12 protein-coding genes are annotated in these 15,296 nt (G+C 62.2%); 9 read left to right on the top strand and 3 right to left on the bottom strand.

The window, feature by feature from the left end; genetic code table 11:
• Window positions 1–3 precede the first annotated feature (3 nt).
• The 3 genes from BCAL_RS03935 (at window position 4) to BCAL_RS03925 (ending at window position 3,613) form a co-directional block, all read left to right on the top strand.
• Window positions 4–1,248 carry an amino acid ABC transporter permease gene (locus tag BCAL_RS03935; protein WP_081887242.1) on the top strand — a complete coding sequence of 415 codons (1,245 nt, stop codon included), beginning with the start codon at window positions 4–6 and terminating at the stop codon, window positions 1,246–1,248.
• Window positions 1,249–1,358: 110 nt separating this feature from the next.
• Window positions 1,359–2,918: an acid phosphatase gene (locus BCAL_RS03930; RefSeq protein ID WP_052119085.1), complete on the top strand. Its 1,560-nt coding sequence runs from the start codon at window positions 1,359–1,361 to the stop codon at window positions 2,916–2,918.
• A gap of 140 nt (window positions 2,919–3,058) precedes the next feature.
• Window positions 3,059–3,613: a hypothetical protein gene (locus BCAL_RS03925; protein ID WP_043165349.1), complete on the top strand. Its 555-nt coding sequence runs from the start codon at window positions 3,059–3,061 to the stop codon at window positions 3,611–3,613.
• Between the two features lie 28 nt (window positions 3,614–3,641).
• Here the strand turns inward: BCAL_RS03925 and BCAL_RS13100 are convergent, their stop codons facing one another.
• Complete coding sequence (locus BCAL_RS13100; protein WP_152600329.1) at window positions 3,642–4,751, bottom strand: sensor histidine kinase; 1,110 nt, start codon at window positions 4,749–4,751, stop codon at window positions 3,642–3,644.
• Window positions 4,745–5,389, bottom strand: coding sequence for a response regulator transcription factor (locus BCAL_RS03920; RefSeq protein ID WP_043165347.1), 645 nt, complete (start codon window positions 5,387–5,389; stop codon window positions 4,745–4,747). The genes BCAL_RS13100 and BCAL_RS03920 overlap by 7 nt, the downstream gene beginning before the upstream one ends.
• A gap of 182 nt (window positions 5,390–5,571) precedes the next feature.
• Here BCAL_RS03920 and BCAL_RS03915 point away from each other — a divergent pair, with 182 nt between their 5' ends.
• Window positions 5,572–6,588, top strand: a complete 1,017-nt coding sequence (locus BCAL_RS03915; protein WP_043165345.1) for a PPK2 family polyphosphate kinase — start codon at window positions 5,572–5,574, stop codon at window positions 6,586–6,588.
• A 99-nt stretch (window positions 6,589–6,687) separates the two neighbouring features.
• On the opposite strand, the gene BCAL_RS12160 is transcribed toward BCAL_RS03915, so the two are convergent.
• Window positions 6,688–7,155, bottom strand: coding sequence for a hypothetical protein (locus BCAL_RS12160; RefSeq protein ID WP_150394379.1), 468 nt, complete (start codon window positions 7,153–7,155; stop codon window positions 6,688–6,690).
• Between the two features lie 1,287 nt (window positions 7,156–8,442).
• Here BCAL_RS12160 and BCAL_RS03900 point away from each other — a divergent pair.
• The 5 genes from BCAL_RS03900 (at window position 8,443) to BCAL_RS03880 (ending at window position 15,286) form a co-directional block, all read left to right on the top strand.
• Complete coding sequence (locus tag BCAL_RS03900; protein ID WP_043165340.1) at window positions 8,443–9,240, top strand: ABC transporter ATP-binding protein; 798 nt, start codon at window positions 8,443–8,445, stop codon at window positions 9,238–9,240.
• An 89-nt stretch (window positions 9,241–9,329) separates the two neighbouring features.
• Complete coding sequence (locus BCAL_RS03895) at window positions 9,330–10,607, top strand: hypothetical protein (protein ID WP_152600328.1); 1,278 nt, start codon at window positions 9,330–9,332, stop codon at window positions 10,605–10,607.
• Entirely contained in the window at window positions 10,597–11,235 is a 639-nt protein-coding gene (locus BCAL_RS03890; protein ID WP_043165337.1) for a hypothetical protein, read from the top strand. The genes BCAL_RS03895 and BCAL_RS03890 overlap by 11 nt, the downstream gene beginning before the upstream one ends.
• A gap of 48 nt (window positions 11,236–11,283) precedes the next feature.
• The gene (locus BCAL_RS03885; protein WP_043165335.1) at window positions 11,284–13,869 is read left to right on the top strand and encodes a DEAD/DEAH box helicase; all 2,586 of its coding nucleotides are present in this window, start codon (window positions 11,284–11,286) and stop codon (window positions 13,867–13,869) included.
• A 49-nt stretch (window positions 13,870–13,918) separates the two neighbouring features.
• Complete coding sequence (locus BCAL_RS03880; RefSeq protein WP_043165333.1) at window positions 13,919–15,286, top strand: replication-associated recombination protein A; 1,368 nt, start codon at window positions 13,919–13,921, stop codon at window positions 15,284–15,286.
• Window positions 15,287–15,296 lie beyond the last annotated feature (10 nt).

Raw genomic sequence — 15,296 nt, 5'->3', positions numbered from 1 at the left:
GACATGGCCGATACTTCGAATTCCGTCCTCTTCGACGCGCCCGGTCCCAAGGGCCGCCGTCGCATCCGCATCCTCAACTGGGTGGCGGGCGTCATCTTCGCGATCGTCATCGTCCTGATCCTCATGCGACTGCACAACCCGCCGGACGGCGAGAACCAGCTGAGCTGGGAGCTGTGGAAGCCGGCCGTCGACCAGGAGGCGTGGACCGACTTCTACCTGCCGGGCCTGCTGATGACCCTGCAGGCCACCGTCGTCGCCGTGATCGGCGCCGTGCTCTTCGGCCTCGTCTTCGGTGTGGGGCGACTCCTGCCGAACGTGGTGCTGCGCGGCGTCTCCGGCGTGATCGTCGAGTTCTGCCGTGCCGTGCCGGTGCTGCTGCTCATGATCTTCTTCTGGCGATGGTTCGCGTTCGCCGGTATGCAGAGCCCCTCCTACTGGGCGGTTGTGATCGCGCTGATCCTGTACAACGGTTCGGTCGTGGCCGAGCTGGTGCGTTCCGGCGTCGGCAACCTGCCGAACGGCCAGCGTGAGGCGTCCCTTGCGCTGGGCCTGACCGAAACGCAGTCGCTCCTGTCGATCGAGGTGCCGCAGGCCGTCTACGCGATGCTGCCCGCCGCCGTCACCCAGCTGGTCGTCGTTTTGAAGGACACCGCCCTGGGCTCGATCATCATGTACACTGACCTGCTGCAGGAGTCGCGTCGACTCGGCTCGATGTACTTCAACATCCTGCAGACGTTGGTCATGGCCGCGGTGATCTACTTCATCGCCTGCTGGCTGCTCTCTCGCCTCGCCGAATGGCTGCCCGAGCGCATGCAGGAGAGGACCGCCGCCCCCGCCGAACCGGAACCGGTCGCCCCGATCGCGATCATGGACCCGTCCAACGTCAACCAGATCGCCGTGGCCAAGGAGGTCGAGGAGCTGCCGCTCGGCGGCGCGCCGCGCAAGTACCACGTGCATCACCGCGGCACCAACGCCTCGATCCGCAACTGGCGCCGCACCCGCTACGAGCAGGGCTACGACGAGACGCATCCCGAAAGCCAGGTGGACCCGGAGACCGGCGTGCCGTTCCGCGAGGAGCAGGCGCGCAAGGCCAAGGCCGCCAGGGACGCCAAGGCCGAGCACGATGGTCGCGGTCACGAGCAGCATGACCAGTACGGCCACGGCGAGAAGCACGACCGCGCCGTATTCAAGCCGCACAACGACATCGGCAAGGGTCACCCCGATCTGGGTGGCCGGCCGAAGATCTGAGCGGAGTCGCCTGAGTGAGGCTCGGATGGCGCTAACCCGGCACGAAGAGTTCACCCAGAGTTCGGTCGGACTCCGCGCTACGTAGCGAAACGGCGGATAGGTTAGGGAACGTGAAGTTCCCCAGCCTATCCGCCGTTGCCGTATCCTCCCGCGTGATCGCCGCGCTGTGCGTCATTCTGACGATTGCGCCACTCACGCTCGCCGCCCTCGCCGCGCCACTGCCCGCCGCACAGGCCGACCAGCTGCCCAACCCCGACTGGGTTGCGCTCCTCGCGGACTACGAGAAGGACTACTGGCAGGCACCGAAGGACAAAGCCAACGGCGGCAAGGTGCTCGACGTCGCCACGATGAAACGCGACGAGGACCTCGCCGTCGAGATCAACCATCTCGGCGCAGAGAACGCCGACGAGAACGGGCTCACCCCGCAGCGCAAACGCGCCCTCATCGACTCCGACCTCTACCCGCGGGAAACCATGCCCGATTCTCTCGGTCCGGTCCTTGGCCGCTACATGAGCGAAGGCATCAACCAGCACAAGCTGGGGCTGGTCGTCAACCTGTTCAAGTTCAACGTTGCCTCCACCTACCAGTCGAAACGCGCCGCCATGCACCCCAGACCCTACCTCGACCGCTCCGTGAGCACCTACGACGGCACCAACGACCTCGCAGGGCTCCCCGCGACCCTCGATATCAAGGAATCACCCTCCTGGCTCGAACACATCCCCGGATACTCGAACCTGCAGAAGAACAGCTCCTACCCGTCCGGGCACACCACCTCCGCCTACTCGTGGGGCGTGGCGCTCGCCGGCATGATTCCAGAGCTCGCGCCGCAGATCATGGCGCGCACCTCCGAGGCGGGCAACAACCGCATCGTGCTCGGCGTCCACTACCCGCTCGACATCATGGGCGGGCGCATCGGCGGATCGGCGCAGAACGGCCAGTACTGGCACAACGACTTCTCCGACGCCGTCGTGCCCGCTGCGAACCAGCTGCGCGGGTACCTTACCGAACGCTGCAAGGCGGATGGGCACGGCTCCACGCTGGGCGAATGCATCACGAACCTCAAGGCTGCTTCGAGCGGCGGCTACACGAACGACTTCCTCGACACCGTGGCCACCGAACCGGTCAGGGACCAGGCATCCGCCGTACGCGTCTACACGGCGCGCATGACCTACGGCTTCCCGCAGGACAAGAGCGAGGCCGGCAAGGCGTTCACCGCTCCGCGCGGTGCCGCCGACGTGCTGCGACTCGCATACCCGCAACTCCACGCCGACCAGAGGAACGCGATTCTGAAGGCCACGGCGCTCGACTCGGGATACCCTCTGTGGAAGTCGAGCGACGGCTGGCAGCGCATCAACTGGGCCAAGGCCCTGTGCGCCCGCGTCACGCTCGACGAGAACGGCGACGTCGTCAAGGTCGAGACCGCCGAGTCCGCCGACAAGGCGTCGGGTCCGATCAATGGGCCCAGTGTCGTCAACGCGCAGTACGCCGATAGGGGAGGGCACCCCGCCTCCGACGCGGCCGCCGGCGAGAACGCGCTCAAGCCCTCCGGTCCGGGTCTCGCGATCGTCGACGTGCGTCGCCGTGCCCTGATCGCCGTCGCGATCGGCACCGTCGCCGCGCTCATCGCCGGATATGCGATGAACCTGCGCGGCCGGCGCGAGGGGCGATGATAATCATCGCGGAGGTCCGTGTCTGGTCAATCGCGCTGTCTTTCTGAGGAGGACAGCGCATTCGGTGATCCTGTACGTGATCTGTACCATCAGAAGTATCGGAAGTGATGAGGCTTCCAACTTCAAGGAAAGGACATCCGATGGTTGATCAGAGGATTATCAACGGGGATCAACAACCTGATGGCCAATCGATTCCCGTGGTGAGACGGAAGGTCGATCTTGTCGATGACGCAGTGCTTGATGCTCCGATTCGTCATGTGAAGATGCGACTAGCGATCAAGACGATACTCGCGCTCGTTGGCAATGGCATATTCTGGTCCACCGTTTTCGCCTCGGAATGGATGAATCGGTTGACCGGCGGCGAAATGCGGTCCACTGTCATGATGCTAATCGGGGCAGTGGTGATCGGATTGTCGAGTGTGATTCGTCCGCATCCCATCCGTGATGCGATCGATGACATTTCCTCGCCGATGAGGCGGAAATTGACTCGTAGGACAAGAACGACGGGGAAACGGGTCGTCGATGGCATCACGGTGATCTGCGGATGTGTCTTGTTGACGTCAATCGTTGCGAACTCGGCTGAATTAGCTACCACGTGGTATCTCAACATTGCGCTCGCAGTATATTACGCGTGGATCGTTGTAGCAATAGTTATCAAAAGACTCGTCTTCAATGAAAGGAGAATTGCTAAATAGAGTTCATCGTATATATAAATTATTGTTGTTACTCAGGAATGATTGCTAGTAGCTGCCATTCTCTTGAGATGCTGTCTACTGGCCCGTATTGCAGTAAGCCTCCGGATTTGGTTATTTGAGATTGTAATTGTTGTAGTCCAAAGTGTCCCGATAGATCTTTAGCGTGATCTTGAATGACATTTGTCTCAGTGATATATATTTGACCTGCTTGGGTGGACATTGAGATAATGTAACCTTTGCTGCGATCGGCGTACTTTCCGATGTTGGTGTACGCTTCATATAGAATTTGTGTTAATAGATGTTTGGTGTTGCTATTTATAGAATCTTCATCTAGCTGAATAACTGTTCTACCTCTGAGTCCTAAGGAGTGAAGTAGCGTATCTTGTTGAATGCATAATTGTTTGATTTCCTGTCGTTCGTCTTTAGTGTAAATGCCTTGAATGATGTTGCTTGGGTCTCTTGGTTGCTCTAACACATGGATTACGTTATGAATTTTAGACAATACTGTTTTTAATTCTTTGCTTATTTCTTTGGTTGAATAGTTGTCAGTTTCTAGTTGAAGTATAGCTACACTAATTCCATTAGCAATTTCGTTATGGATTGTTGCTGCAATCATTCGCTGTTCTATTTCTTTTTCCTGTTGTAGTCGATTGGCTAACGTCTTGTTATGCCAAAGCACCATTCTTCCTAGCAGTATGGCTGAAAGATATAATGTAAGGAAATTAAATAATGTCGACCAAGGCAAAATACTATTATTATAGATAAAGATAGCCAAGGAGGTTGTGTTGATGCTAGCTAGTACAATAGCTTGAATGAGATGTAGGTTGGATAGTATGACTAAAGCGCATAGGGTTGAGAGCAATCCTGAATTCAAAACTGGTTGCGGGGATAAAGTACCTGCGGCCATAATAATGCCGACTATCCAAGCGCCGTTTTTGTGCCATTTTGCCATTACGAGTGTCGCGCTAATCTGTGCGATAGACCATATGATCATCGGAAAGTCGGCCAATCCGCCTATGGCATAGAATGTTATTTCTATTATTCCGAGTCCTGCGGCTGTCAATGCGCAGATCGTCATCCAATGGTCTGTTAGCAATTGAATGAATTGCTTGTATTGTTGAAGTAGATCTTTCAGCATGTCATTCCCGTCGTCAGTAGGCGGACGTATTTTGCGACGGCCTGTGCGCGGGTTGCGGCGCCCAGTTTGGCGCAGGCGCGTCTCTCGTAGGTGGCTACGGTGCCCTTGCTTACGGACAGCTTTCGCATGATGTCGTCGGTGGTGAAGCCGTCGGCGTACATGGCGATCACCGTACGTTCGCGTTCGGAAAGCTCGCTTTTCGATGAGACGTTTCGCAGGAGGGCGTTGCGTGCCTCGACGCAGTTCAAGAAGCCAGAATCGGATTGTGCGGTGTCTCCCGTTGCCGCCGCTCGGACCCCTGTACGGATGCCGGCCACATCCGTTTTGAGATAGAGCCCCTGTGCACCGGCTCTGACTGCCTGTTCGAGATAACGTTTCGGCGGATACGCGGTGATCATGATGATGCCCGGCGTGGTTTTGCGCTGACGGATCTGGCGGCATAGCTCCATGCCGTTCATGTCGTCCATCTGCACGTCGGAAACAAGCACCTGCGGTGTTGCCGATTCGAACAGGCAACGGCGAAGGGCCGCCGAGGCGGAGGTGGTTCCCCATTGGACGTCCATGCCGGACTCCCTGAGCAGTTTCGAGAGCACGGACACCGCATACGGGTCGTTATCCACGATGCCGACAGTGATCATCTCATCCTCGCATAATGTCACGCGTGATCATTTTCGTTCACGATCAATCGTATCACTGTGGGTCGTGTATGTACCTGATGATCACATTGGTCATGCATGGTGCCATGAAGAGACGATGCGAAGGTCGTCGCCCGACGTGTGTGCTCGTGCGCAAGACGGTTCCCGGGGCGTAGAATCGGCTCATGGGCAAGGATGACAAAGTCAAAGTGGACAGGACCGCCAAACGGCGCATCGACCGGGCGATGGATCTCGCCGAGGAGCGCATCGGACTGATCGAGGAGAGCGCGACCGTCGCCGAACGGCTCGCCAACGCGGCGAAATCAAGCGAACTGCTGAGCGCCGTATGGTCGATGCCGCCGGCGCAACGGCTCATGTTTCACCACGGAGTCGATCTCGCCGAGGTGGCCGACGCGCAATCCGGCGCGACGCCCGGTTTCGACGGCGACAAGTACGACGCCGAACGGTTCATCTCACTGAGTTCCTCGGAGATCGCCCGATACCAGCGGCTGCTCTACGCCAACGGAGTCAAAGGCTCCAACCGGCGGCTGCTCATCGTGCTGCAGGGTATGGACGCCTCCGGCAAGGGCGGGATCGTACGCCACGTCTTCCGTCAGGGCGATCCGATGGGCATCCACTACCATGGCTTCGGCAAGCCGACCGATGAGGAGACGAGCCACGGGTTCCTGTGGAGGGTCGAACGCGAACTGCCTGACCCGGGGTGGATCGCCGTGTTCGACCGATCCCACTACGAGGATATCGTCATGCCGCACGTGTACGGCACTCTCCCCGAGGACGTGTGGCGTGCCCGCTATGACCTCGTCAACGAGTTCGAGCGCAGTCTCGTCGCTGACGGGTGCGCGGTCATCAAGATCTTCCTCGTCGTCGGCCGCGAGGAGCAGCGCCGCCACTTCCTCGGGCGGCTCAACGACCCGACCAAATACTGGAAGTTCGATGCATCCGATCTGGACGCCCGTGACCGCTGGAACGACTACATGGCTGCATGGCAGGAGGTGTTCGAGCGGACGAGCACATCCGCCGCGCCGTGGTATCTGGTCCCCGCCGACAACCGCTGGTATTCGCGCGCCGTCGTCTCCGAGCTGTTGCGCACCACCCTCAAGAACATGAACATGACCTGGCCTCCGCTCGCGCCGGACATCGACAAGGCCGAGGCCCGACGTCGACTGGCGGCCGACGATTGATGATATGGATGGTTCCCGCTGTCGTCGGCGATGTTGCGGTCTGACGGCGACAATGGGAGCCATTATGCACGTCAACCGACTGTGGTGATCAGGCTGTCGTCATGCAGTCATGCGACGACGTTTCTCCTTGAGCCCGAGGTCCAGCAGTTCGCGCAGCATCGTGGCGCGACTCACGTTGTCGTGGTTTGCCAGCTGCTCGGCCTCATGGAGCGTGTCGGCGGTAACGCGCAATGTCACGGTATCCATAGGTTCGGCATAGGTGCGCGGCCTGCCGAAACGTCGACGGGTGACAACCTTCCCGGGGGAGCCGTGATAGACACCGTGCTCGACATCAGCGGGCCACTGGTCGAGCATCTTTTCCGTGACGACCGTGCCGTCTGCCGTGGTGATCGGATCCATAATGTCATCTCCTCCGATGAGCCTGCGGATGTCGCGTTCACTCAGACCCAGTTCCCGAAGGAACTTCTTCTGCGCGTTGTTCGCGTGGTACATGATCATGCTGCCGTTGCCGGCATCGAATGCGATCATCTCGACCAGACGTACTTTCGGATCGTAGTCGATGGCCATGGTTTCCATCGGATCGGTGCCCAGCCTCGTCATGTACTTCCAAGCGTGGGCCCATGTCGAACGCAGTGCATCGACGCTGGACTGGGGGTGCCGTGCGGTGACTCGGCCCAGGATTATGATGTCGTACGAGCCGGCGCGTTCCAAGGCCCGCACCCTTTTCGTGCACATAAGTCTACCTATTTCGTGCACGAAATTCAAGATCTAGGTGCGTGCAAAGAATCGTAGTAGGGTCATCACGCCCCCTTGTCGTGTCCGATGGGCGTCGCTGTGACGTCCATCGAATCAGTGAGCGTCCAGTCCGACCCCATCGCGTCCGATCCCCTAGGATCCACCACGAGAGCCCCCATTTCTCGCCTCATCGCGTCCGATCCCGTAGGATCCGACGTTATGGGGGCGGGGGAAGCGGCGAAAACGTCCGATCCCATAGGATCCGATACGGCGATCGGGGCGGATCGGGGACAGATACGTGAGGAGTCTGCCACTCAGCGCAGGTCAATCGGTTGATGTTCGTCGGGTGGCAGAAAATCGTGCCACTCAACACGATTTCGGCGATTTTCCGCGCTGAGTGGCAGACACATCGGCGGCATGGACAGTCCTTGCGATATTGGCTATTGCGGAATCGTTGGAAAATGGCCCTTTTGACAACATGCCAACAAGGCGGTGAGGCGGCAATGACGCATCGTCGTGCCACTCAACGCCAAAACCGGTGAAAATTGCGTTGAATGGCACGGATAGGGGCGGGCATGGCCAAGGACGCGTCCGGACGACATGGCTGAAATGGCGCGGCCGGGCGGCGCAATTGAGTCGGTCTGTGGTGGCGCGGCCGAATGTCCAGTATCTCGCGCCGGAAAATCGTTGATCCCATTCCCGGCTCCTCTTGTCAGGACGTTGCTGCGAAGCAAACAGCGGAACTGTTTGCAGGCGACATGTAAACCGACAGGCGAGCCGGCATGACGCACGCGTAGCGCGTCCGTAATTGCAGGACGAGCCGGCCCGTGAAGCGGGTCTGAGAGTCAGTCAATTCAACAACGAATTTACGACGCAGGATACTAGGCAACGACGATAATCGCTTGTATTCGCGCGCCGTCGTCTCCGAGCTGTTGTGCACCACCCTCAAGAACATGAACATGACCTGACCTCCGCTTGCGCCGGACGTCGACAAGGCCGAGGTGAGGCGTCGACTGGTGGCCGACGATTGATGATATGCGATGGCTCGCATTGTCATCCGCGGGCTGCGGTCCGACGGCGAAGATGGGCTGGCCATATCGCTGATTATCATGGGGCGGTATGAACGAGGCGGTTGGGATCGACTGCGAGTCGTTGTCGGTCAGGCACGGGGCTGTGTGGGCGCTGCGCGACGTGACGATGCGCATCGGCACCGGTGTGACCGCGGTCCTCGGACCCAACGGGGCCGGCAAGAGCACGCTGCTGCGACTGCTCGCCACGCAGTGTGCTCCGAGTCGGGGATCCTTCAGCGTCGGCGGACTCGACCCGCGGCGGCAATCCGATCTCAATCGCCTGCGACTTGACATGGGCTTCCTGCCACAACAGTTCGAATGCATGGAATGGTCCAGCGCATTGCGCAACGTGGAGTACAGCGCGTGGGCGCACGGCGTCGCGGTTCCGGACTGCAATGCGGCGGCGTACGACGCGCTGTCTCTGGTCGGGCTGTCGCATGTGGCCGGCATGCAGGTGCGCAAACTCTCCGGCGGCATGCGCCAGAGGCTCGGCCTCGCCTGCGCGGTGGCCCACCGGCCGCACGTGCTGATCCTCGATGAGCCGACCGTGGGCATCGACCCCCGTCAGCGTATGGACATTCGTCGCTTTCTCAAGGATTATGCGGCGCAGGGCGATGTGATCGTGGTCATGAGCACGCATATCGTCGACGAGATCCAGACGCTCGCCTCCGATGTGCTGGTGCTCGATCGGGGGAGCGTCGCGTTCCATGGGAGTCTCGAACGGTTCCGATCGTTCGGCGGGGAGCGCGACGGTCTGGGATCGGTCTGGGAACTGGCCTATGCGGCGGTTCTCGACCGTTCGGAACATACGGGTGCGCGTGGTTCGGACCCTGTCGGGAGCGCATGATGGCATCTGCGTCGGCAACACCATCGGCAACGCCAGCATCGTCATCGTCATTCCGTCGTCTCGCCGGACGTATCGTGTTCCCCTTCCCGTTGGGCGGCATGGGGTATGCGGCCATGTGCCTGCTCATCATGCTGCTGTCGCTGCTGCAATCCAAATGGTGGCTGTCATGGCCTCCCGCCGTCTGGAACGACGTGGAGATAAGGATGCGTGAATCCCAGTTGGCGGGGTCGCTCGTGGCGGGCGCATACGCCGCCATGCAGGCCCGGGCGTTCGGCGTGAATTCGGTGCTTTCGCCTCCCTCGGCGGGCCGTGGCGTTGCGCGTCGGGTATGCCGCGTGTGCGCCTTGTCATGGCTGGGCTGCGTTGTTTCATATGCGGTGGGATTCGTGCCGTTGATCGTCGTGACGGCGAAGGCCCAAGGCACGGACCGTTGTGATGTCCTTGCATTGGCGTCCATACTGCTTGGCGTCGGCATGTGGCCGGTCATCGCGTTTCTTGTCGGAGTGCTGACGAGCCGGCTGGCGTCGTATCTGTCGTTGTCCGTGGCGCTGGTCGTCATCACGGTCGTCTCCACCGCTCCCATGGCGCTCAGTGTGAACTCGACGGGTCGTTCGTATCTGGCCCTCTCTGCCCGTTGGGGATTGGATTTCCCTCGGGTTGGGGATGTCACGGCTCCCGTCATCACCTGGGCCAGGATGGTGTTCTTCGCGGTGGTGACGATCTGCATGGTCATGATCGCGATCGGCGTGCTGTCCGCCTTCCGGCTGCCGGAACGATTGGGAACCGCCTGCTGGCTCGTGCCTCCCGCGGCGATGGTGGCGTTGGTGATCGCGATGCAGCCGAACATCGTCGCCCCCGATCCCCGTTCGTCCGCGGTATGCGAGACCCGCGGCGACATCACGATATGCGTCGAATGGTATTACCGTCGGCAGCTTCCTGTCATGATGGACGTCGACTACAACGCGTATCGCCTGTTCGACCCTGGCGAACGTCATATGCTGATCGGTCCGGGGCTTCTGGGGGCGTATTCGCGAACCATACCCGGCATGCCGCAGCCGGTCGACAGGAACCGTTGGCGTCTGAACAATGCAAGCATCGGTATCACCCTCTCCGAACGGGAGTTTCGCTCGCAGCTCGTCGCGGATGTGGCGGGCGACCTGTCGGGAGGCGGCCCCCAATGCTCGGCCGGCGTCGACATCGGCAAATCCGCCGCCCGGCATCGGCTCTATGAGCTGATGAGGAGGAAGATAGGCGGGGATTCGGTGGATGTGGATTTCGTGGCGTGGTATCGGCGTCATGACAAGCAGATTCGCGCCTGCGAGTGGACGGCCGACATGCTCGAGGAGATGGAGTCCTATGAACGGTGAGGGTGAAGGCGATCCGCGCATGTGGCTGTCCGCACGCTATCCGAAGACGGCCTTTGCGGTCGGGGTGATCGGCGTCGTATGCGGCGTCATACCCGCGTTTGACATGCCGGCCGTTCCCTACGCGGGGTTCGGGCCGATGCCGAGGATCGGCGTCGACACCGTGATGCTGTCGTTGTGCGGCATCCTGATGTGCCGGTGCCTGATGTCCCGGATGCCGATCGTCGATGCGGTGTCGGGCAGGGATCTGGGAGGCTACTGCGCCCTGAGCGCGATGGTCATGCTGTGCTACGCCGCGCTCGCTCCGACCGCGTGGCTGATCGGACGCGACATCTGGATCGCGTTTCCGGTGGTGGTGCTCAACATCGTGTTCTCGCTGACCGTGACGACCATGGCGATGATCGCGGTCGCCCTGTTCGGGCGCGTGGGATGCGTGATCGCGATGTGCGCGGCCGGATGCGCGCTGTTCACGCTGCCATGGCAGCCGCGGTGGCTCGGATTCTCCCTGCTGCCGATGGATCTCGGCGATCACGTGCTGATACGGTTGGCGGTGTGCGCCCTTCTGGGTCTGTGCGCCGTGCTGGGATGGCATCGCAGCCGTCTCGGGGCGGCACCGCTGCTGCTCGGGTGATCGCGGGCGTCGCGCCCCGGAACGGGTCGTCGACTAAGCTAGTGAGACATGACTGACGAGAAGGACAACGCATACGGGTCGCTGGGGCGGCTCGCCCCCGCGTGGGATGGCACCGAACGGGAACGCAACCTGACCGACGACGACATCTACGAACGATTCTTCGGCTGGGTGTCGGACGTCAAGGGCATCGAGCCGTGGCCGCATCAGGAGGAGGCCATCATGGACCTCCTTGCAGGCGACCACGTGATCCTCAACACGCCCACGGGCTCCGGCAAGTCGCTGGTCGCCCTCGGCATGCACTTCGCCGCCTTGTGCACCGGCCGGCGCTCCTACTACACGGCCCCCATCAAGGCGCTCGTCTCCGAGAAGTTCTTCGACCTCGTCGAGGTGTTCGGCCGCGACAACGTCGGCATGATCACCGGCGACAGCCACATCAACGCCGACGCGCCGATCATCTGCTGCACAGCGGAGATCCTCGCCAACCAGGCGCTGCGCGAGGGCGAGCACGCCGACGTCGGGCTCGTCGCGATGGACGAGTTCCACTACTACGGCGACCCGGAGCGCGGCTGGGCGTGGCAGGTGCCGCTGCTCACCCTGCCGCAGACCCAGTTCCTCCTCATGAGCGCCACGCTCGGCAACGTCGACGCCATCGCCGACAAACTCGAGGACCTGAACGACACACCCGACGTGGACGTGATCGCCGACGCGCCCCGCCCGGTGCCGCTGAGCTACGAGTACACGCTCGACCCGTTGGAGAAAACCGTCGAACTCGCGTTCAGGAACGGCGAGACTCCGATCTACGTCGTCCATTTCTCGCAGGACGCGGCCCTCGACACCGCTCAGGCGCTCGCCTCCACCGGCGTCTCCTCGAAGGAGCAGCGCGCCGCCATCGCCGAGGCCATCAAGGGCGTCAAGTTCACCACCGCGTTCGGCAAGATCCTCCAGCGTCTGCTACGCACCGGCGTCGGCATCCACCACGCCGGCATGCTGCCGCGCTACCGCAGACTCGTCGAACAGCTCGCCCAGCAGGGTCTGTTGCCCGTGATCTGTGGCACCGACACGCTCGGCGTCGGCATCAACGTGCCGATCCACTCGGTGGTCCTGACGGCCCTGACCAAGTTCGACGGTACCAAGATGCGCCGCCTCAAGGCCCGCGAGTTCCATCAGATCGCAGGGCGCGCCGGGCGCATGGGATTCGACACCGAGGGTTTGGTCGTCGCGGAGGCCCCCGAATACGAGATCGAGAACCAGAAGGCCGTCGCCAAGGCCGGGGGAGACCCGAAGAAGCTCAAGAAGGTCAAGCGCAAGAAGGCACCCGAGGGCTTCGTCACATGGAACCAGAACACGTTCGACAAGCTCATCGACATGGAGCCCGAAACGCTCATCCCGCACTTGAAGATCACCCATTCGATGGTGCTCAACGAGGTCGCGCAGGGCGGCGACGCGCGCGAGCGCATCGACGACCTCATCGACGACTCGGCGCAGACCCCCGAGCAGAAGGAGCAGCTGCACCAGCGCGCCGACGAGATCTTCCAGACCCTGTTCGACACCGACGTGATCGAGATCCTCAAGACCCGCGACGGCAGTGACGACTACGTGATGACCCTCGACATGCCCGACGACTTCGTGCTCGACCAGCCGCTCAGCCCGTTCCTGCTCGCCGCGCTGGAACTGCTTGACCCCGAGTCCGACACGTACGCGCTCGACGTGATCTCGATGGTGGAGGCCACGCTCGACGACCCCAAGCAGGTGCTGCGCGCCCAAGAGCGTGCCGCACGCGACAAGGCCATGGCCGACATGAAGGCCGACGGCCTCGACTACGACGAGCGCATGGACCGTCTGCAGGAGATCACCTACCCCAAGCCCTTGGAGGACATGCTCCAAGCAGCGTTCGACCAGTACCGCCACGACGTGCCGTGGGCCAACGACTACTGGCTGAGTCCCAAGTCGGTGGTGCGCGACATGGTCGAGACCGCCTCCGACTTCACCGGGTACATCGCCCGTTACAACATCGCCCGCTCCGAGGGCACGCTCCTGCGCTACCTGTCCGACGCATACCGTGCGCTCGCCCGCACCGTGCCGCCGGAGAAGCGCGACGAGCAGCTCAAGGACATTATCGCCTGGCTGCGCGTGCTCGTGCGCTCGATCGACTCGAGCCTCGTCGATGAGTGGGAGAACGCCGGCGACTCGGCCGACGCCTCCGAGGCGGCCGTCTCGCTCGCCGCACCCGGCGTGAAGGACGCCGTCGTCGAGGACCGTCGGGGCCTGACCGTGCTCGTGCGCAACGCCCTGTTCCGTCGCGTCACGCTCATGGACCTGGACGATCCGGACACGCTGGGCGCGCTCGACAAGGACTGGGGCTACGGCGTGCACGAATGGGAGGACGCGCTCGACGACTACTACGACGAGCACGAGTACGTCAACACCGACGCCAAGGCCCGCTCCGGCGAACTGTTCATCCTCGACGAACGCCACGAGAAGGACGAACACACGTGGAAGGTGCGCCAGATCATCGACGACTCCGACGGCGACCACGACTGGGCCATCACCGGCGTCGTCGACCTTGACTCGACGCAGGAGAGCGGTGAGGTGGTCTTCGTCGACTACCGCGTCGGCACGATCGACGGCGAGTGAGCGCGGGGTGCATAGAACGTCTGTTCGAATCGTGAGGTAGTGTGGAGGCATGACCGATAACGACCTGTTCGCCGCATCCGACGCGCCCGACGACGTGACGCGCCCGCTCGCGGTGCGCATGCGCCCGCGCACGCTCGACGAGGTGATCGGGCAGTCCCACGTGCTGGGGGAGGGCTCGCCCCTGCGCCGCCTCGCCAACCCGGCCAGCCGTGGGAGCCTGACCGCGCCGAGCTCGATCATCCTGTTCGGCCCTCCCGGCGTCGGCAAGACCACGCTCGCCACGATCGTCGCCCGCCAGTCAGGACGCGTGTTCGAAGAGCTGTCCGCCGTGACCAGCGGCGTCAAGGACGTGCGTGCCGTGCTCGAGCGCGCGCACGAACGGCTCGTCGCACGCGGACAGGAGACCGTCCTGTTCATCGACGAGGTGCACCGCTTCTCCAAATCCCAGCAGGACGCGCTCCTGCCGGCCGTCGAGAACCGGGACGTCACGTTCATCGGCGCCACCACCGAGAACCCCAGCTTCTCCGTGATCAAACCGCTGCTGAGCCGATCCGTCGTCGTCAAACTCGAATCGCTCGAACCCGAACAGCTCACCGAACTGGTCCGACGCGCCCTCGACTCCGAGCACGGACTCAAAGGCGAGGTCAAGGCCAGCGACGAGGCCATCGCCGAAATCGTGCGCATGGCCGGCGGCGACGCGCGCAAGTCCCTGACCATCCTCGAGGCGGCCGCCGGCGCCGTCACCGGCGACAAGACACGCGAGAAGGGCAGGCGCCGCCCGACCATCACCCCCGAGATCGTCTCGAGCGTGATGGACACCGCCACCGTGCGCTACGACAAGGACGGCGACGACCACTACGACGTGATCTCCGCGTTCATCAAATCGATGCGAGGGTCCGACCCGGACGCCGCAATCCACTACCTCGCGCGCATGATCCGGGCCGGCGAGGACCCGCGGTTCATCGCCCGACGCATCATGATCGCCGCCGCCGAGGAGGTCGGCATGGCCGCCCCGCAGATCCTCCAGGTCACCGTCGCCGCCGCGCAGGCCGTGGCGTTGGTCGGCATGCCCGAGGCACGCATCATCCTCGCCGAGGCGACAATCGCCGTGGCCACCGCCCCCAAGTCGAACGCCAGCTACAACGCGATCAACGCGGCGCTCGCCGACGTCGACGCGGGACGCATCGGCGCCGTGCCGCTGTACCTGAGGAACGCGCCCACCAAGCTCATGAAGGAGTGGGGCAACCACGAGGGCTACAAATACGCGCACGACTGGCCGGGCGCGGTCGCCCCGCAGGAGTACATGCCCGAGGAACTGCGCGGGCGCGAATACTACCATCCGAACGACCGCGGGTACGAGCGGGAGGTCGCCGCGAACCTCAAACGCATCAGGCCGATCCTGCACGGCGGCGAATAGCGGACTACAA

This window comes from Bifidobacterium callitrichos DSM 23973, assembly GCF_000741175.1.
GTDB lineage: Bacteria > Actinomycetota > Actinomycetes > Actinomycetales > Bifidobacteriaceae > Bifidobacterium > Bifidobacterium callitrichos.
Note: the sequence above shows the minus strand (reverse complement) of the source record. Positions and strands in the feature narration are given on the sequence as shown.